13 protein-coding genes are annotated in these 20,042 nt (G+C 43.5%); 7 read left to right on the top strand and 6 right to left on the bottom strand.

Annotated features, from left to right (window positions below; translation table 11 throughout):
• Positions 1-18: 18 nt before the first annotated feature.
• Entirely contained in the window at positions 19-1,434 is a 1,416-nt protein-coding gene (locus QE417_RS05010; RefSeq protein ID WP_311947941.1) for a hypothetical protein, read from the top strand.
• Between the two features lie 59 nt (positions 1,435-1,493).
• Here the strand turns inward: QE417_RS05010 and QE417_RS05005 are convergent, their stop codons facing one another.
• A complete protein-coding gene (locus QE417_RS05005; RefSeq protein ID WP_311947938.1) occupies positions 1,494-2,546 on the bottom strand; it encodes a glycoside hydrolase family 130 protein in 1,053 nt (350 codons plus the stop codon).
• Between the two features lie 101 nt (positions 2,547-2,647).
• Positions 2,648-2,995 (bottom strand): hypothetical protein, encoded by a 348-nt coding sequence (locus tag QE417_RS05000; RefSeq protein ID WP_311947937.1) that lies wholly within the window; start codon positions 2,993-2,995, stop codon positions 2,648-2,650.
• Between the two features lie 303 nt (positions 2,996-3,298).
• Between QE417_RS05000 and nagB the strand changes: the two genes are divergently transcribed.
• From nagB to QE417_RS04985, 3 genes are all read left to right on the top strand, one after another.
• Positions 3,299-5,218 carry a glucosamine-6-phosphate deaminase gene (gene nagB, locus QE417_RS04995; protein WP_311947935.1) on the top strand — a complete coding sequence of 640 codons (1,920 nt, stop codon included), beginning with the start codon at positions 3,299-3,301 and terminating at the stop codon, positions 5,216-5,218.
• Between the two features lie 158 nt (positions 5,219-5,376).
• A complete protein-coding gene (locus QE417_RS04990) occupies positions 5,377-6,624 on the top strand; it encodes a tagaturonate epimerase family protein (protein WP_311947934.1) in 1,248 nt (415 codons plus the stop codon).
• Positions 6,625-6,707: 83 nt separating this feature from the next.
• Positions 6,708-7,727, top strand: coding sequence for an FAD:protein FMN transferase (locus QE417_RS04985; RefSeq protein WP_311947932.1), 1,020 nt, complete (start codon positions 6,708-6,710; stop codon positions 7,725-7,727).
• Between the two features lie 3 nt (positions 7,728-7,730).
• Here QE417_RS04985 and QE417_RS04980 read toward each other — a convergent pair whose 3' ends face one another.
• From QE417_RS04980 to QE417_RS04965, 4 genes are all read right to left on the bottom strand, one after another.
• The gene (locus QE417_RS04980; protein ID WP_311947931.1) at positions 7,731-9,926 is read right to left on the bottom strand and encodes a PepSY domain-containing protein; all 2,196 of its coding nucleotides are present in this window, start codon (positions 9,924-9,926) and stop codon (positions 7,731-7,733) included.
• A 15-nt stretch (positions 9,927-9,941) separates the two neighbouring features.
• Positions 9,942-10,427 (bottom strand): DUF2271 domain-containing protein, encoded by a 486-nt coding sequence (locus tag QE417_RS04975; protein WP_311947929.1) that lies wholly within the window; start codon positions 10,425-10,427, stop codon positions 9,942-9,944.
• Between the two features lie 5 nt (positions 10,428-10,432).
• Entirely contained in the window at positions 10,433-11,959 is a 1,527-nt protein-coding gene (locus QE417_RS04970) for an ankyrin repeat domain-containing protein (protein WP_311947927.1), read from the bottom strand.
• Between the two features lie 94 nt (positions 11,960-12,053).
• Positions 12,054-14,894, bottom strand: coding sequence for an outer membrane beta-barrel protein (locus tag QE417_RS04965; protein ID WP_311947925.1), 2,841 nt, complete (start codon positions 14,892-14,894; stop codon positions 12,054-12,056).
• Positions 14,895-15,150: 256 nt separating this feature from the next.
• Here QE417_RS04965 and QE417_RS04960 point away from each other — a divergent pair, with 256 nt between their 5' ends.
• The 3 genes from QE417_RS04960 to QE417_RS04950 all read left to right on the top strand — a co-directional run bounded on the left by QE417_RS04960 (position 15,151) and on the right by QE417_RS04950 (position 19,977).
• Positions 15,151-16,212: a sensor histidine kinase gene (locus QE417_RS04960; protein ID WP_311947923.1), complete on the top strand. Its 1,062-nt coding sequence runs from the start codon at positions 15,151-15,153 to the stop codon at positions 16,210-16,212.
• Entirely contained in the window at positions 16,209-16,958 is a 750-nt protein-coding gene (locus QE417_RS04955; RefSeq protein ID WP_311947921.1) for a LytR/AlgR family response regulator transcription factor, read from the top strand. The genes QE417_RS04960 and QE417_RS04955 overlap by 4 nt, the downstream gene beginning before the upstream one ends.
• A 100-nt stretch (positions 16,959-17,058) precedes the next feature.
• Entirely contained in the window at positions 17,059-19,977 is a 2,919-nt protein-coding gene (locus QE417_RS04950; RefSeq protein WP_311947919.1) for a glycosyl hydrolase 115 family protein, read from the top strand.
• Positions 19,978-20,042: the final 65 nt, after the last annotated feature.

The raw sequence follows: 20,042 nt of genomic DNA, 5'->3' as shown, positions 1-20,042 counted from the left end.
CATTAAATCAATAGAATAATGATTTATAAATCGATACTAAAGATTGTTGCTGTTTTAACGGCATTGCCATTGGTGCTAAATGCGCAAACCACCGCCGAATATTCACTAAAAGTAAGTGCAAAAATTTCCAAACAAGGTTCGGGTAAACCGGGCTTTAGCGAATGGAAAGAATATCCTACACGCACTATCAAAACACTTGATGGTTATACGGATAATAAAGTGAGGCTTGATAACTATTGTGGACGAACAGATAAAAAAGCAAAAGCAACTGGGTTTTATTACGTTACTCAAATTAACGGCCGCTGGTGGTCGGTCGACCCCTTAGGAAATCTATTTATTTGCGTAGGGATGAATTCGGTACAGATAGGAACATCTGATCGTAATAAAATTGCGTTCGACAAAAACTTTAGCAGCGTTGCCGACTGGGCCGTAAAAACATCATCGATGCTCAATGAATATGGTTTTAATGCTTGCGGAGCATGGTCAAACTATAAAGAGTTACGTTCAATTAAGCCGGATAAAAAAGTGGCTTACACCGTAATGCTCGATTTTATGGGAAGTTATGGCCGAAAAAAAGGTGCTTTCCAGGAATCAGGGCATTTGGGCTATCCTGATAACACGATTTTTGTGTTCGACCCGGAGTTTGAAACCTATGCCAATGAATATGCAAAGCAAATAACTGATAATGCAGGTGACAAAAACTTATACGGTTATTTTTCAGACAACGAAATGCCGTTCAGGCGCTTAACGCTGGATAGTTATTTGGGCAAAAAAGACACCACCGATGCCGGTTTTCAGGCAGCAACAAAATGGCTTAACGAAAGGAAACTAACACAGACAGATATTACCGATCAGGTACGTAACGAGTTTTTGGGCTTTGTGGTGGATAGATACTTTTCCATCGTTTCAAAAGCCATTCGTAAAAACGATCCTAACCATATGTATTTGGGTTGCCGCTTTCATTCGTACGAAAAAAACGTGCCCGAGGTATTTAAAGCTGCCGGTAAGTATGTGGATGTAATTTCTGTTAACTACTACAACGAGTGGACTCCCCAGGCTAAGCATTTGGATAACTGGACTTCATGGTCGGGCAGGCCGGTAATTATCACCGAATGGTATGTTAAAGGCGAAGATTCGGGGATGGGCAATTACTCGGGCGCGGGTTGGGTGGTTAAAACCCAGGAAGATAGAGGATTGTTTTATCAGAATTTTACACTCGGTTTGCTTGAATCGGGTAACTGTGTTGGCTGGCATTGGTTTAAATATCAGGATAATGATCCAACCAATACAAAGGTCGATCCCTCAAATACGGATGCTAACAAAGGAATACTTGATAATGAATACCAAGCTTACAAGCCCTTAGTACAAAAAATGCAGGAGCTTAATAACGCTGTTTATTCCCTTACCGATTATTTTGATAAAAGGAGGAAATAATTGCTAATGCCTTGAGTAGGCAAATCACTTTTTGTAATATCAGCAGAGGTAGGTTTTAATTATATAGGCTTTAACGAAGCTAATATCTCACTGATTGAAAAATGAGCACCACATACATGCTCATCTGCAGCACCATAGTATATGGTTAACAGGTCGCCATCAACTACGTGGCCATTGGTAAATACCACGTGGCCAAAAAATCCGCTGGTTTCGTAAGGTTCAACAGGTTCCATAATTGGCTCCTCGCTGCGGGCAATAACTTTTGATGGGTCATTAAGGTCGAGCAAAAATGCACCCAAACAATAACGGTGTTCTTTGGTGGCACCATGATAAATTTCCAGCCATCCCTCATCTGTTTTAATAGGGGCGGCACCTGCACCAACCCGTCCACTATCCCAATAACCTAAGCGCGTTCTAACAATACATTGATGATTTCCCCAATGCACCCCATCTGGCGATTCGGCAATCCATATAAAGTTGCCGCCAATATCAACACTGCTGGGACGGTGCAGCATGTAGTACTTGCCGTTTATCTTTTCCTCAAATATGGCGCAGTCTTTATTATGCGGGGGCAAGATCATACCGTGTGAGGTAAAGTTTTTCCAATCGGCTGTTTTGCGCATGCCAACTCCAACACCACTGGCCGAAACCGCAGTAAAGGTGAGGTAAAACTGCTGTTCCAATTGTGTAACCCGGCAATCCTCAATTCCAAAAGTTTGTAAAATACCCTGCCCGAAAAGTTTAGGGTAGTCTTCGGGTTCATGAAAATTTATGCCATCGTCGCTGCAAATCAGTCGCAGGTGTGATAAGGTAGTAAGGTAGTCAACCCCTTGGTAACGTACCACCCGTGCATCGGTGGCAATCAGGTCAGCATCGTTCAGGGCAATTTCCATAATTTGTATGCCGCCGCTCTCGGTTAGTACCGGGAACGATACATGTATTTCGCTTTGCTCGGGCCGTTCGGCAACACGTACCAGCAACCACGTTTTTCCATCAAATCTGAAAGCTCCTGGGTTAAGCAAACAGGCTATGGTTAAGCCTTCGGTGCTGGGCTTTAAATCTTTGGGTGATAAAAGCGGATTCTCCGGGAAACGGCGGGCTAATTCGGGCATAATTTGAGGGTTTATGCCTTGTTAAACAAATAGAGGACACTATGGTTTGGCCGTTTTAAGGCTTACCATAGTACCCGCACTTGTAAATATTCTGTTTGCTTTTACTTCTCCAGCAAGCCGTCGGCCTTCCATTTTACAAACACCTGTATTACCGAATCGGCCAGTTTCGGGTGGCGGGCAGGCATAAAGCCCCGCTGCCCCGGCTCAAGGTTAATACGACGGATACTCTCATCAACATTTTTTACAGCTGCAGCATAGGTGTTAAGAGGTGTTTTATTACCCTGCGGCGGGAAATGGCAAGGCGAACATGAGTTTTGCAAAACGCCCTGCATATTAGCAGCATAAGTAATTTTTGCCGGAACTTTTATTTTGGCAGATTCTTTTTTTGTAGCGCAGTACTGTAATAAAACAGCACATGCCAGTAGTACTAAAACGTAAATTTTTTTCATTAATCAGAGATCGATGGCCTATATGCCAATCGATGGTTCTAATATAATTCTAATAAGTTATTGTCAATTAAATGTCATGTAAAAATAGTGTTTCATTTGTGAAATATTATTTCCGAGGACTTTCTAAAATTATCTTTTAAGAGTTTTGTGGCATTGATAATATATTTTTAATGGTTATATGGTATATTTTTAGTTTTTTTAGCATTTGAAATGCTGGCAGTGCGTTTCTAATGTTGTAGGGCATTTTTGCATTTCCTCACATTATTTTACAGATCAGTTCTTATTATTAACCCTTACATCTAAATGGCACGATTAAACCTTCTTGAAGAAACCCGTTACGAGAAACTCCCGGTAACCATTTATCCTGATGCGCAAACAGCAAGCGTAGCAGTAGCACAAAGAATTGCTAAACTAATTCGAAATAAACAAGCTAATGGCAGTAAAGCTGTTTTAGGCCTGGCCACAGGAGCAACTCCGGTAGCAGTTTACAAAGAGCTGGTACGCATGCACAGGGAAGAAGGATTGAGTTTTCAACATGTGATTACTTTTAATCTTGATGAGTACTTTCCTATGCAAAATGATGCCGAGCAGAGTTATGTGACTTTCATGCACCAAAACTTATTTGATCATATTGACATTCCGGCCCAGAATATTCACATACCTGATGGTACCCTGAGAAAGGAAGATGTAGCGGCCTTTTGTATCAATTATGAAAAGCAGATAGAAGATGCTGGTGGTTTAGATTTACAGATATTAGGTATCGGTCGTACAGGTCACATCGGTTTTAATGAGCCGGGTTCGGCGCCAAACTCGGGTACCCGTTTGGTAACTTTAGATGATTTGACCCGTAGTGATGCATCGCGCGATTTTGGTGGTAAAGAAAACGTACCTACCAAAGCTATTACCATGGGTATAGGCACCATTTTTAAAGCCCGCGAAATTGTACTCATGGCATGGAGTGCCAAAAAAGCACCTATCGTTAAAAAAGCAGTTGAGGGAGAAATTTCGGGTGAAGTACCGGCTACCTATCTGCAGCTATCAGATAATGTAGAATTCGTGTTGGATGCTGATGCCGCATCAGAGTTAACCCGCTTTTACACACCTTGGTTGGTTAAAGATTGTGTGTGGGACGAGAAACTGAAAAAGAAAGCTGTTATTTGGCTTGCCAGCGAGTTAAACAAGCCGGTGCTTAAACTTACCGAAGAAGATTATAATAATCATGGTATGGCGCAATTAGCGGTTGAGCAGGGGCCTGTATACAATATTAACATCGATATTTTTAATAAAATACAACATACGATAACCGGCTGGCCCGGCGGCAAACCAAATGCCGACGATACCCAACGCCCGGAGCGAGCCGAGCCTGCCAAAAAGCGCTCAATCGTGTTCTCACCGCATCCTGATGATGATGTTATTTCGATGGGAGGTACATTTATACGTTTGGTTGACCAGGGGCATGATGTGCACGTAGCTTATCAAACATCGGGCAATACAGCTGTATGGGATGATGAGGTACTACGCTATGTTGAATTTGCTATTGACTTTAACGAAAGCATTGGTAATGATACTACTCATTTAAAAGGTGTTTATGATACGATGCGTTCATTTATGGGGCAAAAGCATCCAAACCAGATTGATACGCAGGAAATACGTAATGTAAAAGGCTTTATCAGAAAAGCCGAAGCCATAGCTGGTGCCCGTTATGCCGGATTGCCTGATAGTAACATCCATTTTATGGCTTTGCCTTTTTACGAAACCGGTAAAACCAAGAAAAACGCAGTTGGCGAAGAAGATATAAGATTAACCATGGAGCTGCTGCAAAAAGTGAAACCTCACCAGGTATTTGCCGCGGGTGATTTTGCCGATCCGCATGGTACGCACATTGTTGCTTTTAATATCATACTTACCGCCCTGCAACGCTTAAAGCAAACTGAGACCTGGGTAAATGATTGCTGGTTATGGCTTTACCGTGGTGCATGGCATGAGTTTGAAACCCACGAAATTGAAATGGCTGTACCACTATCTCCGCAAGAAGTATTGCGCAAACGTCAGGCTATATTCAAGCATCAGTCTCAAAAAGATACCCCGGTTTTCCCTGGTGATGATGCACGCGAGTTTTGGGTACGCGCCGAAGACCGTAACCGCGATACAGCTAATAAGTACAACCAGCTTGGCCTGGCCGAATATGAAGCCATGGAAGCGTTTGTTAGGTATAAATTTTAAAGCATAACAAATGAATATTTAACTTTTTAGTGAGATTTTAATTAAATGTATGTTTTGTTAAATTATTTTTATTAAAAGTAAATATTGCATCAATTCTTAATAAATGGATTTATATATTTATTCCGTTTAACAAAGAACCATAAACACACAAAAAATCTATGAAATTAGAGAAATTCTCATTTGGCATGGGCGATCGTTTTGCTCATCAGGGAGAGGCACAGTTAAAAGCTGTGATTAAAGCTAAGGAGCAAGGCGTGAGCATCACTCCGATATGGAACAAGTCGAACCGCGAACATAAAACCGTTAAAACTGAACCTGCCGAGTTACGTGCCGAAGCTGATGCAGCAGTGGCAGCTTTGGGCTGGACCGACTCGTATCGCGTTGATGCCGACCATATTACCCTGGCTACCGTTGATAGTTTTATTGCCAGCTCTGATTTCTTTACTTTAGATGTTGCCGATTATATAGGTAAACCTGCGCCCGAAGCTGAAATTGAAGCTTTTGTTGAGCGTCGCAAAAAATACATTGGCAGCCTTTCAATACCGGGTATTGAAGAACAATTTGAGATAACTGAGGAAATGCTGCGCGAAATTGCCGGTAAATTCCTGCTGGCCGCTATTGAGGCCGGTAAATTATACAAACACATTGCAGCAGGCAAAGGTGAGAATAACTTTATTGCTGAGGTATCAATGGATGAGGTGAATGATCCGCAAACCCCTGTGGAACTGTTTTTTATCCTGAGTGCACTTGCTGATAATGATATTAAAGCGCAAACCATCGCCCCTAAATTTACCGGCCGTTTTAACAAAGGCGTTGACTATGTGGGTAATTTGGAGCAGTTTGCCAAAGAGTTTGAAGAAGATATTTTGGTGATCAGAGAGGCTATTAAAGAATTTGGCTTACCCGAAAATCTGAAATTAAGCGTACACTCAGGCAGCGATAAATTCTCTATTTACGCGCCAATCGCTGAGCTGATTAAAAAACATGATACCGGCATCCACCTTAAAACTGCAGGTACTACCTGGTTAGAGGAAATGATTGGTTTAGCCGAAGCTGGTAACGAAGCTTTAGAATTAGCAAAAGAGATCTATATCAACGCTTTAGGTCGTTTTGATGAACTTTGTGTGCCTTACGCTACGGTAATTGACGTAAAAGAAAGCCGCTTACCAACTGCCGAAGAAGTACAAGGCTGGAGCGGCGATAAATTTGCCAATAGCCTGCGCCACGATCAAAAGCACCCTGACTTTAACCCCGATTTCCGCCAGATGCTGCACGTAGCCTACAAAGTAGCCGGCGAAAACGGCGACCGCTACTACGCTGCCCTTAAAAAGTATAAAGACATTGTTGCCGCTAACGTAACCCTTAACCTTTACGAGCGTCACATTGTGCCATTATTCCTGAGCTAATAATAGCCATTATTTGTATTTTTGAAAGACATGCAGTTTTAAAATACTGCATGTCTTTTTTGCTTTTATAAGGGCTGTTATTTATGCTTAAAATTTTCTTTTTACCCAATTTTTGCCTCAAAAAATTCGGTTACGTGCTATTAGTGTTTGTAAGCCTTAACACCTCGGCGCAGGTGTTGCGTAAACGTACCTCTAAACTAATGGGAGCACGGTTCGATATAACTATTGTTGCCAAAGACTCATTGACCGCCGAGCGCAACATCGATACCTGCATTGCCGAAATAACCCGCATCGAAAACCTTATATCCGACTGGAAAAACGAAACGCAAATAGGGCAGGTAAACAGCAATGCAGGGGTTAAGGCCATAAAGGTTAGTCCCGAGGTATTTAAGCTGGCACAGCGTGCCCTGCATCTTTCAAAAATTACCAATGGAGGCTTTGATATAAGTTTTGCCGCTATGGATAGGATTTGGAAGTTTGATGGCTCCATGACCGAGATGCCCTCGCCGGAAGCAGTAAAGAAATCGGTAGAAAAGGTGGGATATTGCAACATTATACTCGATGCTAAAAACTCTACCATCTTCCTGAAAAATAAAGGCATGAAAATAGGTTTCGGTGCATTAGGGGAGGGCTATGCCGCCGACCGCTGCCGGGACATGATGGTGGCGAGAGGTATTAAAGCCGGAATAGTAAATGGGTCGGGTGATATACAAACCTGGGGTAAACAACCCGATGGCAAAGACTGGAACATAGGCATTACCAACCCTATGCGTGAGGACACCATATTTGCTGTGGTACCATTAAAGCAAGGCGCGGTGGTAACATCGGGCAGTTACGAAAAGTTTGTGATGTTTAACGGAAAGCGGTATGCCCACATTATTAACCCGGCCACCGGATACCCGGTAACCGGGCTTTGCAGTGTAACCGTGTTTGGCCCAAGTGCCGAAAAGGCCAACGGATTCAGCACTTCGCTAATGGTTTTGGGCCGTGAAAAGGGATTGAAGCTGCTGAGCAAATATCCGCAGTACAGCTGTATTATGATAACCGATGATGGCAAGGTGGTTACCTCGCCAAACATCGATGTTAATAAATTCAAATTATAAGCTTTAGTAGCAGTCGGTAAGTATTTGGTTGCGCGATTGATAAAAGCTGATGCCTTTGCCGGTTTTAGCTTCGCAAATGCTATCCAGCACGTCCATTACATCTTTTTGCATGGCTAATGAGCCGCATATCATAATGGTGCCTTTGGTGCTTAATACTTTGGCCATAAAATCGGCATCGCGGGCTATTAAATCGCTTACATATTGTTTTTCGCCCTCGCGTGATAGTGCAATTTTGAGGTGAACCAGTTTACCTGCGGCTTTGCCTTCATCAAGCACATTTTTATAACCCTTAATTGAAGCACTTTCGCGGAAACCGCAATACAAATGGCAGGGTACGTTACGCTGGTTTTGGTTAATCATGCCTAAAAACGGTGCTATGCCCGTTCCATTCGAGATCATGACCACCTCGGGCGATTTAGCCGGGAAATGGAAGTGCTCATTTTGTACAATGCGCGCACGTACATATTCGCCCGCCTGCAAGCGATGTAAAAAGCCCGAACCCAGGCCATTTTCATGCAGGCGTATACTTAGTTGTATCTCGCTATTAACTACGCCTATGGAGTAAAGCCGTTCGCGGTGGTCATTGGCCGGGTATATGGCCAGTAAATCGCCCGAGGTAACTTTTTGCTTGCGCTTGCTTTTCAGTCTAACAGAGAATGTGCCTTCTGCTGCACCAGATGCGGTATTTGAGCTTACCAGGAACGTGCTCAATTTATGTTTTTCGGCAGTTCTTAATTCGGGCAGGGTCTCGATCGTAATGCCCGATTGCTGCGACCAGGCCTCGGCCCAAAGCTCAAACTCCTGTGGCGAGCGGTCGTTAACGGTATGAATATCAACCAGTGGCTTAGCCCAGGTTTGCTGCGAAAGCAGGTTATTGGCCTCAAACGCAAACTGGCAAAAATCGGGGTAGGCATGTGAGCCAAAACCCAGTACCGAATAATGAACTTGTTGCGCTTGCGGATGCTTTTTAAGCAATGATGCAAATTTAGTAGCATTGGTTGGCGCATCGCCAATACCATAGGTGGCGGTAATAACAATGAGGTGTTGCGCTTTTGGAAAAACCTTGTAATTATTAAGCTCGGTAATAAACGATTTTTGCCCCTGTTTTAACAGTTGCTGGTGCACGGCTTTGGCAAAGCGGTAGGTGCTCCCGTTTTCTGACCCCACGAGTATGATGTAGCTGCTTTCATCGGCCTTAAATTGGTTACCAACCCGGTTAACCCGGCGTTTAAGCGTCATGGCAAATCCCGAGTAAATAAAGAACAGGATATTAGCTGCCGCAACAGCAAGTACCAGTGCCCAAACCATATTGGTGCGACCGGTATGTAAATCGAGGCTTAGGTTGGAGTAAACTACCGCTTTGGGGTATTTTACCTCGCTAAGTATATCGCCGGTAATTTGATTTACGGCAATTTCACGATCGTTGAGTTTAATGGTATAATAGTCCTCTACATCTTCCGAAAATGGAAATTCAATGCTCTCCACTTCCGAAAGTTTGGTGTTCCTGAAAATCTCTATTTCTGTTGGCTTACGTTCGGGTGTCGATTTGATCTTGTCGAAATCTACCTTAGTACTTTCTTTTTTCGTGTCGAAAAAGTTAAACCTCGCCAACGACAGGTAAGTACCCGTAAGTGCAATAATAAGAATAGGAATGAGCGATAATCGACCCAATACCACGTGGTAATACTGCGCAAAGCTATCGCGTACAATGCGTTTAAAAAAGTGCTTAACGCCACGCTGCCGCTGAATAATGAGCGCAATGCCCGATGTGGTAATCAGCATCAGCAAAAATGCCGTAATGCCAATAATGGCCCGCCCAACTTCGTGCAAAAATAACGAGCGGTGCAACGATTTTACGGTTTCAAAAAACTCATTCTTCTTTTGGGGCAGGCCCAGTACCTTGCCGGTAAGCGGGTCAACGTAGGCATCAAGGTTTTTGCCGTCGGCATCGCTGGCTTTAATTTTAACAAACTGGTTGGCATCTACCGTAAGTTCGCTTATATCGGGGTAGGCTTTGCGCAGGGCAGGCAGGGTTTGTGCCAGCGTTATCTGGCTAAAGTTATCGGCTTTGTACGATTGTGTTTTTTGACTAACAGGTTCAAATGCCAGTATAATACCGGTTACCGATAGTAGCGTAAGCAATAAAAAAGAAGATACAGCCAGGGCTAAGTGGCTGTATCTCCAAACAGAAATTGTCATGTGGATTAAATGCCTTTAGTTGGCGCTGAAACGAACGTAACGGATATAGCCGGTACCATCGGTTTTGGCTCCCAAACCTTCGGTGGTTAACGGAACTTCCACGTCGCTCACATTGTATTTTTTATCTTCAACAGCGCTCTCAAAGCGTAATTTATAACCGGCATCAATTTTTGAAGCTTCAATTTCAATAACGTTTACGCTGCGGTCGCCACCGGTAACCGAAGCACCGGTGATGGCACTGATGTTGGCAGGTTTAGCTTTATAAAATTTATTCCATTCTTTAAGGCTGTTGTACCATTTTTTGTCAGAACCTAATACATAAAGCGTTTTTTCGTAAGCCCCCTTGCTGTCAATGAGTGATATAACTACGTATGCTCCGTCGCCCATATAGTTCGACATCTGGATCATACATTTATATTTATTAATTTGAGCAAATGATGCACTTTGAGCTGCAAAGGCCAAAACGGCCGTTAAAACAATTAGTTTAAAGTAGCGAGACATATTAATTATTTCAGGAAAGTAACAGATACGTTGTTTTTGGTGAGTGATTCGTTTTCGGCAGCTAAATCATAAGCGGTCTCTTTAAAGTTGGTAACCGCATCTTTTTTAGCGCCAATTGATATAAAATATTTCATCATCACATCATCTTTTGCAATAAGCGCAGCTTTGTGCAAAGCAGTTAAGCCTTCGGTATTTTTAGCATTTACATCAAGGCCAAGTGGCTCTAAACGTTTTAGTAAGGCAACATCGTTTTTAGCTACTGCCAAATGATATAATGTGCTGCCATCTTTTTGAGGAGCAGTTAGTTTAACGCCTTTATCTTTCAATAAAGTCATTTTAGCACCAAAATCATCACCGGCAGCAGGGCCACCCGGTGCGCCACGACCAGCAAAAGCCGGGCGATAGGATTCCATAAGATAATAAGCCAGGTTATTGCCTTTTTTGTCCAGTACCTTTGTATCAGCACCTTTGGCAATCAGGTAATTCACCGTTTCGGCCGAATTGCTGCGTACAGCCATAGCTAAAGCAGTTTCGCCTTTGGCATTGCCTAAGTTAACGTTTTTAACACCTTTAAGCAAGGCGGTTATCACTGCAGTATCGCGGTTGCTGGCAGCTGCGTACATAAATGGCGTATTGCCTTCCTCGTCGGGCTGGTTAACGTTAGCTCCTTTGCTAATGAAGTAAGCTATAGTTTCGGCCTGACCCGGGCGGCGTGCAAGATAATGCAGCGCGTTTTCGCCGGTTTTGTTAGTAGCTGATGCTTTTACACCCAAGCTTTCCAGGTATTGGTAGTATGACAATGGAGTAGGAGGAGCAGGAGCACCACGGCGGCCACCACCCGCTTGTGCAGCTTGCAGCATAGCATTAGGGCCAGGTTTTAAGCCTTTTTGCTGTAAGGTTTTCAGCAGTTCGATGTTACCGCTGCGTACTGCATAATCAAAAGCGTTGTTACCGGCAGCATCTGTCGATTTAATATCCAAGCCTTTTGATACAAAGTAATTGGTAAGCACAAGCTCCTTATCATTTGCAATGGCTACTAACAAAGCATTAGCACCGGCACCATTTACGTTCTTTTTCAGGTTATCGCCATGGGCAAGTAACACATCATATATTTTAGTGTTTTGCTGACCTGCCGATGCTGCAAACAACAGCGGGGTAGTGCCATGGCTATCCATTAAATCTAATTTGGAACCTTTTGAAATTACGTATTCCATAATTTCGGGGTTGTTGCTATTGGCCGCCCAATGCAAATAAATACGGCCATCGTGGGTCAGCTTGTTAACATCGTTACCGGGCTGATCGATAAGGTATTTAATGGTTTCGTTTGGAGCTTTGGCATTAATGGCCATAACTACAGGGTCGAAGCTATTACCATTAAACTGCGATGGATTAGCGCCTTTGGCAATTTCGGCCTTAACCTGCTCAACACTGGGCTGGCCTTGCCAAAACGGCTGGGTTAGCAATACGTTATTTTGCGCCATTGCACCAAGAGATGCGAGTGTAGTGAGCGTGGCTAATAATAGTTTTTTCATTTAAAAACCGGTAAGATTTGAGATTTGTACGTCGGCACATTAATACCGACATACAAATCTAATAAGAATCAGTCTAAATAAGAATTATTATTTTCTAATTCATGCTACCGAGGCCACCCATGCCACCAAAAGGAGGTTGACCGCCACCATCGCGAGGTGGCGTTGGACGCTTGCCACCGGCAAAATTTTGTAACCTTAAAGTAAATGTGAGCAGGAAGTAACGGCCCAAACGATTGCTCTGTGTTTCGGTTACGTAGCTACTGGTTGCGGTGTTGCTGAAGCCGGTATTCTGGTTAAATAAATCAAATGCCGACAGGCGTAAGGAGCCAACATTTTGCTTTAAAAACTTCTTTTCAATATAGGTATTCAGGATGTTTGGATTGGTTGACCCGGTGTAGCCGTAGTACATGCTGCGGGTAAAATCGTAGCTTAAAGTCCATGTTGGGCCAAAATAGTTTTTACCGGTTAAACCTAATGCAAACGTACGGAAATTGTTATTTATATTATTCTGTGTGAGTGAGTTGTTTGTTTTGGTAATGCTATAACTTGCATTCAGTTCGGCATCAATAATATCAGTTATATCGGTACGGAACTTAGTGCCCTGGGTAAATGTTAAGCTTTTGCCAATGTTCTTTTGGGTAGTCATTGCATAAGTGGTTGGTGCCACGTTGCTGATGTATGATATATTGTTATTATAGCTCACGTTACCATTAAACATTAACGTGTAGCGGCGTTGCTGCCATGGCTTTGCAAATGAGTAGCCGCCTTGTGCCGAGTAAAAGCCATCGGCATTTAAATACTGAGTTAATATGGTACCTGCCAGTTTGCTGTTTGGTGTGTAGGTAGTAGGGTAGTTTATGGTGTTTGCAACAATTTTGTTATCTGTTTTGGTAAACGATAAATTGGTGAAAAAAACATTACCCGACTGGAAATCGAACTTGTTATACCGCAACGATACATTGTTGTTAAACTCGGGTTTTAAATCGGCATTGCCCTGTGTTGGGTATAGCGCGTTCGAAAAATCGATAACCGGTTGCAGCGTTGAGTAGGTAGGCTGATTGCTGGCTCCGTTATAATTAAAGCTGAACGACTGGCTGCGCGATGCATTGTAAATAAACCGGGCAGTTGGCGCAAAATTTAAGGTAGATATACGTGTGTTAACCCTGGTTGATGGTGAATTACCGGTAAGCAAGGAAGGTTGCACGGCCAAACCCAATGTGTAATTATATTTGCTCTCAATAAAACGGTAGTTTAAGCCCACGCGGTTGGTAATAAAGTTAAACTCATAATCATTACTCAACAAGCTATAGCGGTTACGGGTACCGGCCGTTGTAAGAGTATCTGTCGATTTATCTGACGTGGTATGGGCATAGTGATAAGCATAGTTCAATTCCAGGAATGAGCGTTTGCTCAAAGGCTCGAGGTAAGACAGCGTTGTACCCACGCTATCCAATTTTACACGGGTACTAATGAGTTGGTCTAACGGTGCCGAGGCTGTACCTGCTGTGTAATTGTAAACCGGGTTTTGAGTTTGCGTTAACCGGGTTGAACCTGCACTGGCATTAATACTAAAGTTACGCCCTTTGTTATTGAATTTGTGATTGTACAATACATTGCCACCCACATTTGGTGCCGATGAGTTTAAGGTTGATAACAAAGAATAATCATTAGCCACTGAGCCATTACGCACTAAACTGCTGGTTTGCGATAAATCGGTGTTTACGCCTGCGTATGAGAATGAAGGGATAAACTTGAGGTAGTTCATCGTATCAATTTTATACTCAATGTTAAAGTTAAAACGGTGGTTAATCCGGCCGTCGGTTTGATTATTGCTCAGGCTGTTAACACTGGGCGATGTTGTAGATATATTGGTTTGCGTAGTTGAACTTAAAGTATTCACCGTATTATCCGAAAAACTGTAGCTGCCATAGGCCGATATTTTTTTGCCCCACTGGTCGCGGTAGTTTAAGCCTAATGAGCGGGCTATGGTTATACCATCGCTGCTGGCTGTGGTATTTGCCCCACCCTGACGACCGCCACCTCCGCCCGGGCCACCGCCGCGCGGCCCGCCCGAACCAAAGCTGAACAAGCTGCTATTGGTATTATTAAAGTTGGCCAAACCGGCAATTTGCCTGTCGCCGTTAAAACTGAACAATGAGCCTGAGGCCACGTAACGGTTAGCTTCGCCATTACCCACCAGGGCATTCTGCGCATCCGAACCATCGCCCAATGTAGCCTGCCCAAAGTATCCATAGTTTTTATCGGGACGGATGGTGATGTTCAGTATTTTTTCGGGTTCGCCGGTTTTAACGCCGGTAAGGTTGGCCTGATCGCCGTAATCGTCAATCAGCTGCATGTTTTGAATGATGTTGGCAGGCAGGTTTTGGGTGGCTGTTTTTAAATCGCCACCAAAAAAGTCTTTACCATTTACGCGTACTTTAGTTACACTTTTACCTTGTGCGGTTACGTTGCCGCTTTTATCCACATCAACACCAGGTAGTTTTCGCAGCATATCTTCGGCCGGGGCACCATCGCGCACTTTGTAGGCGCTGGCGCTAAACTCGGTGGTATCGCCTTTAATTTTTACCGGTATTACGGCATTTACTACAACGGCACCCAGCAAGGTCGATTCATTTTTAAGCGTAAACGTGCCCAACGCACTCTCGCCACCATTATACTGGTTACGTATACCCTGAAAACCGATAGAGGTAATATGTAAAGTAAAAGCAGTGGCTTTAATATTAGCAAAGCTAAAGGCACCTGTGGCATTGGTTACAGATGTAACACTATCATTAGCCATAATTAGTTTTACGGTGCTGCCCGGCAAGGCTGCGCCGGTGGTGTCTTTAACGATGCCGCTTACGGTGCGGGCTTGTTGTGCAAAACCGGCGTGGGCTAAAAAAAGAAAGGCGATAAATAGAAATCTGCGTAACATGTCTGTTTGTTTTAAAGTGGTTGAGTAACCGTACACTTCAAATAGACAGCCTTTTGGTTTACTAAAAAAACGCAATAGACCATAGCCCGTAAGTAATCGACAACAGGCCGTTTAACAGCGATTTTAGTTGTTAAAAAGTGTTAAAACAGGTGTCATCGGTAAAAAGCAGCATTTGGTCGATTGATAACGGGTTAATGCCGATAAGCATATACCGTTTGAATTTGTATATTTATCATTGCCTGTTAATTATTACGAAATGAAAGCACTTAACAAGAGCAACATATATATACTGGTACATATTTTATGCTGGCTTATTTTAGCCGTAGGTGTACTATATAATCATCCCGGCAGGTGGGATGCCCCCATTCCTAAAACCTTTTGGACGAGGCAAACCATCTTATTAGTCATCCTGATGGGCGTGTTCTACTTAAACTATTACCTGCTCATTCCGCGGTTTTTAATCCAGAAAAAGGTATTTACCTACATATTGATTATCGTTACCGTAATAGTTGCGGTAACATATTTTAGCAGCCTCATTAATTCGGTATTTAAGCTCGAGCTGTTTTTCAGGAAGCCGCATTTCCCCGGCGAAAGAGGGGGGCACCCTGATCGAAGGGGGCACTTTGATACCTTTGTACCGGGCCTTAATTTGTTAATGGTTGGCTTGGGCATCACCATCAGCTTTATACAAAAATGGCAGCAGGAGGTACAGCTAAGGCAGCAATTGGAGCAGGAAAAAGTAACTGCCGAGCTTACCATGCTCAAAGCGCAAATCAATCCGCATTTCTTTTTTAACACGCTCAATAATATTTATTCCTATACCCTGTCAGACGGCGATGTGGCGCGCACTGCTATCACCAACCTTTCGAAAATGATGCGTTACGTGTTGTATGATTCATCAGGAGGGCAAACGCCATTGAGCAAAGAAGTAGCATTTATTCAGGAATATACGGCACTCATGAAGTTACGCATCAGCAATAAAACTACGGTTACCCTTAAGGTGCCCGAATTTGTGCACGAGGCCATGATAGCGCCCATGATATTTTTGCCCTTTGTAGAGAATGCCTTTAAACACGGTATTAGCAGTATGCACGAGGGTTTTATATATATAGAAATTTTGCAGGGCGAGGGTAAGGTAGAGCTGTTGGTAAAAAACACCGTTTATGAAAGCAAACGTGCCGCCGAAGATGAAAGCAACGGCATTGGTATTCAAAACACAACGCGCCGCCTGCAATTACTTTACCCCGGTAAGTATACATTAAGCGCCGGTATGCTTAACCCGGCAGTGTACGAGGTTAAATTAACTTTAGTAGTATGATTTTAAATTGCATAGCCATTGACGACGAACCACCGGCGCTGAACCTGCTTTGCCGATTTGTAGAGCAAACGCCTTTTTTAAAACTTGCGGGCAGCTTTTCGAACGCTATAGAGGCTCTGCGTTTTATGAACGATAACCCCGTTGATGTACTGCTGCTGGATATACAGATGCCCGATTTGAGCGGCGTTGAGTTGGCTCGCATACTATCGGGCCGAAACGCAGCACAATCGCCCGCTATTATTTTTACAACTGCTTTTGATCAGTTTGCACTCGAAGGTTATAAACTGGAAGCTACAGACTACCTGCTGAAACCATTTGGCTACGAAGAATTTATAAGGGCAGCCAACAAAGCACTTAAATGGGCACAACTCAAAAATAATGGCCGCTCCGATGTAGCTATTTCAACACCTGCACCCACACAGGAAGAAGAATTTATCTACCTCAAAGTAGAGTTTCAAACTGTTAAGGTAGCTTGCAGTAATATTACTTACATCGAAGGTCTTAAAGATTACGCTAAACTGCACCTGGTTAACCCCGAGCGCAGTATGCTTTCGCTAATTACGTTAAAGGCGCTCGAAGAAAAACTGCCTGCAGGAAAGTTTATGCGTATACATAAATCGTTCATCGTATCGCTCAAAAAAATCACCGCGGTTACCAAAAATGCCGTTTACATAGGCGATTTTATGATACCTGTAACCGAGCAGTATAAGGATGAATTTGCAGGGTTTTTAGAAGGGTGGAAGTAGGCTTGAATAGGCGAGCGATCATAAGAAACCTGTAGTGTCCTGATATAATTGGTTGTTGTGTTAAGCTTGAGTATGTTTATTCACCAATTATACTTCTTACATGATAAACCTACAAAAGCTTGTATTTTCAACAATAGCGTTAGTTTTTACTTGTTATACTACCTATGCCATACCCTTTGAGCTGGTAACGCCCAAAAGCAAGGTAAGCATTGTTTACGCGGCTAATGACCATAAGCTCGATTCTATTGCAGCCGGTTTACTGGCTGCCGATATACAGCGGGTGTCGGGCTATCTGCCTAAAATATATACCAGTATCACAGAAGCAAAAGGCAATGTAATTATCATAGGCACTGTTAATTCCCAGCTTATCAAAGCATTAAATGGTAGCTATGATGCCGGCCTAAAAGACACCTGGGAGCGCTACAGTTTAAGAGTCTTAACAAATCCCGCAAAGAATATAACTAATGCATTGATTATTGCTGGTAGCGATTTGCGTGGAACAGCTTACGGAGTATTCAGCATTTCCGAAAAAATTGGCGTTACGCCCTGGTATTGGTGGGCCGACGCTACGCCTGTTATTAAAAAGCAATTAACGGTTGATATTGCAGACTATAGCTCGTCAACTCCGTCGGTTAAATATCGTGGTATTTTTATAAATGATGAGGACTGGGGACTGCAACCCTGGGCGGCCAAAACGTTTGAACCCGAAACCGGCGATATTGGCCCTAAAACCTATGCAAAGGTTTTTGAGTTATTGCTTCGGCTTAAAACTAACCTGATATGGCCGGCCATGCACCCCAGCACCAAGGCTTTTTACTCGTACCCCGGCAACAAGCAAATGGCGGCCGATTACCAGATCGTGGTGGGCTCATCACACGCCGAGCCCATGTTGCGCAACAACGTAGGCGAATGGAACGAGAAAACTATGGGCCATTTTAACTACGTAACCAATAAAGACACCGTTTACAAATACTGGGAAGAGCGGGTTAAGGAAAGTAGCAACAATAACGGCATGTACACTATTGGTATGCGCGGCGTGCACGATAGTGGTATGGAAGGTGTGAAAAGCACCAAAGAGGCCATCCCGTTAATTGAGAAGATATTTGAGGATCAGCGCGGATTGATGCAGAAATATGTAAACCGCGATGCCACCAAAGTGCCGCAGGTATTTACCATTTACAAAGAGGTGCTGGATATTTTTGAAGCCGGTTTAAAGGTGCCCGAAGATGTAACCCTGGTTTGGCCCGATGATAATTACGGCTACATTCAGCGCCTGAGCAGTACTGCCGAAAGCAAACGACCCGGAGGCTCAGGGGTATATTACCATGCCTCATACTGGGGCCGGCCGCACGATTATTTGTGGCTGTCTACCACGCATCCGGCATTAATACGCGAGGAAATGACCAAGGCCTACACCATGAATGCCCGCAATGTTTGGGTAATTAACATAGGTGATATTAAACCTGCCGAATACAACCTGCAACTGTTTGCCGATATGGCGTACAACGTTAACCCGTTTATGGACAGCCGTTATTCGAACATGCATATGCAAATGTGGCTGAGCTCCATTTTTGGTGTAGAGCATACGCAGGAGTTATCACCATTAATGTGGAAATATTATAACCTTGCATTTGAGCGTAAACCCGAATTTATGGGCTGGAGCCAAACCGAACCCACCACGCAAACCAGGCTAACGGCCTATAATCATGGTTACTACGGCGATCAGGCTCAACAGCGGGTAGACGATTATGTAGACTTGCAAAACCGGGCGCAAAAGTTAGGTACAGCAATTCCCGGCAGGTTAAAAGATGCTTTTTATGAGTTGATACAATACCCCATAACCGGTGCCGCGCTCATGAACAAAAAGTTTTTGTATCATGATAAAGCTGTGCTATATGCTGCCGAAGGTCGTTTAAGTGCTAATGACTATCAAAAACTATCGGAAGATGCTTACGGGCAAATTATTAAGGAAACCGAATATTATAACAACCAGTTAGCGGGTGGCAAGTGGAAAAGCATCATGTCTATGCAGCCACGTAATTTGCCTGCTTACCAGTTGCCGCCGTTTAAAATGGAATGGGCCGAAAACAAACAACAATGGAACGTTTACCCCGAGGGGTATAAACCAGGAGAAGTTACTAAAGAAAGCACTGAACTTACGCTACCTGTATTTGATAGCTATAATACTCCACGCTATTTTATTGATGTGGCTTTGGGTGAAGATAAAGCCGCCAAATTGCATATCAAATCATCTGCCTCATGGATTGAGGTAAGCAGTACGCAAGCCAATTTGAATACAGCCGCACCGTTGCAAAGCCAAAAACGCATATGGGTAAGTATTAATTGGGGTTTGGTACCTGCTGCGGCTAAACAGGGTAGTGTTACCATAACTGATGGGGCTAAATTGGTAAAGGTTAACATCGCATTAAATAGAGTAGCCGCTGTTAAACTAAAAGGATATAAAGGAACAGTGGAGTCGGCCGGATTTATAAATATAAACGCTGCTGATTATACCAGCCTTAAAAACAATGGCAAATTCAAATGGGCAACAGTTGAGCAATTAGGTTCGGCAGGCAGAAGTTTGGAAGCATTCCCGCTAACCGCCGATGCTGGGATTAATCTTTCGGACACTGCTTCCATCCGCAAACAGCAGGCATCAGTAAGTTATAATTTTATGTTGCTGAATGATGCCAGGGCCGATGTGAGCATTTACACCTTGCCAACAGCTCCGCTCAATAAAGCTTTCGAAATGCGCTATGCGGTAAGTATAGATGGCGGGCCACTTGATGTACTCAATTTTAAAACCGTTGGCCGCAGCGAAGAGTGGAAACAAAACGTATTGAGTAATTCGGCTATTCGCACCATTAAGGCTAAAGACCTTAAAGCCGGAAAACATACCCTAACCATTTACCAGGTTGACCCGGGCGTAATACTCGATCGCATATTCATCAACCTTAATAATGTACCCTTGCCTTATGGCGTGTTTCAAAAGGAAGCGGCATGGATGCTGCCGAAGTAATTATAATCCTGCATTAAATAAACAAGGCCTGCTCAAAAATTGAGCAGGCCTTGTTTATTTATATA

Source organism: Mucilaginibacter terrae, assembly GCF_031951985.1.
In the GTDB taxonomy this organism is placed as follows: Bacteria; Bacteroidota; Bacteroidia; order Sphingobacteriales; family Sphingobacteriaceae; genus Mucilaginibacter; species Mucilaginibacter terrae_A.
Note: the sequence above shows the minus strand (reverse complement) of the source record. Positions and strands in the feature narration are given on the sequence as shown.